Below are 1439 nucleotides of genomic sequence, written 5' to 3'. Positions count from 1 at the left end.
CAGGGGCTACGCACAAAGCGTGAAATTTGATCCAAGGATCAAATTCGGAAAATAAAATGTGATACCAGGATCACTTTTTAACAATTTAGATTCACTTAAAAACGAGATTTTGATCACATAGTAAAAAATTTGCCTGGGAGTTTTTACTATGATGATTCCGTACTACCTGAATATCAGCCAAGTCATGAGCTTTCATGCTCTGGTTAATCTTTTTATCGAGTCTGGAATCACTGACTACAGACAACGTAGAAAGGTTAAATTCCCGTTCTATGAACTATTGGTGGTTGTTCTGCTTGCTCATATATGCGGCAGAACAAGTGCAGTTGAGGTTGCTGACTTTGCTTATGATAAACACCATCTGTTTAAAGCAGTCTTCAACGCATGGCCTGACACAAGCCCTTCACATGACACGATAACAAGACTGTACAACAGTGTGGACCTGCAGCCAGCTCTAAGATACCTGTATATGTCTGCTCTTACAAAGATGCCAGAGATGGAGAAGCATTCACAAAACTGTTATCGTGTTTTAGCTCTTGATGGACAGGCTCCAAGATCGCTTATGTATGGGCTGATTAACGGGGTTTCTATCCCGAAAGAGAAGCTCGGCTTCAGGCAGTTCTATCTTGTATCACTTTTTGACTGTGACAGAGCTGTTTGCGTTGACCATGAGAAAATCTTCGATAAGGAAAATGAAAATAAGGCCTCCTTAAGACTTGTCAGCAGAAACTCACTTGATAACGCTATTGTTACCTGCGATGCCCTGAATACCACCAAGGATATTATCAGTGCTATAGAGTCTATGGGCGGTCACTTCTGCATGGCAGTAAAAGCTAACAGGAGATCGCTGTATGACAGCCTTAAGGCAGCCGCCAATAACGAAGAGCTTATGGAAAGCGTTTCTGTCAAGTATACAGGTCCTACGGAAATAGCACATGGCAGAGAGGAAACCCGCTCTATCATGGCATTTCCAGCTTGCCATGTGAAAAAAGTGGCAGAAAACTGGCCTTCAGTGAATACAATCTTTGTTGCCAGAACTGAGAGTAAGATCATCAAGACGGGCATAAGCAGAAAGCCACAAATCAGGTACTTCATCAGCTCTGTTCCTTTTAAAGACATGGAGACAGCCCTGCTTGGTATGGATGTGATTCGTAAACATTGGGGTATAGAAAATAAGCTCCATTACAATCTTGATAACTCTTTTAGCCAGGACAGGATGGTTGCCCTTAACAAGGACCAGGTAACCACCCGTGTCGCTTTTAACAAGTTAGCTCTTAACTTTGTTAATGTCTTAAAAACAGATACGAACTATAGCGACAGCTCAATAAAAAGGCTCGTTGTGCGTCTGGCTGACGATGCTCAGCTGCTAAATGCAGTAGGCATAATTGCTGCCGCTTTAGAGCTTAGAAAAGCCGCTTAGCACGTATCATGCGTATGCCCTG

General features: G+C 42.7%; 1 protein-coding gene. It reads left to right on the top strand.

All coding sequences use genetic code 11. From position 1 onward, the window contains the following. Positions 1 to 148: 148 nt before the first annotated feature. Positions 149 to 1417, top strand: a complete 1269-nt coding sequence (locus MXE39_RS12850; RefSeq protein ID WP_247074213.1) for an ISAs1 family transposase — start codon at positions 149 to 151, stop codon at positions 1415 to 1417. Positions 1418 to 1439 lie beyond the last annotated feature (22 nt).

The sequence above is a fragment of the Anaerobiospirillum sp. NML120511 genome, assembly GCF_023050955.1.
GTDB lineage: Bacteria > Pseudomonadota > Gammaproteobacteria > Enterobacterales > Succinivibrionaceae > Anaerobiospirillum.
Note: the sequence above shows the minus strand (reverse complement) of the source record. Positions and strands in the feature narration are given on the sequence as shown.

Bases quoted from the DNA above. Each gene is read 5' to 3' on its own strand.
- MXE39_RS12850 (WP_247074213.1), top strand. From the start codon at position 149: ATGATGATTCCGTACTACCTGAATATCAGCCAAGTCATGAGCTTTCAT.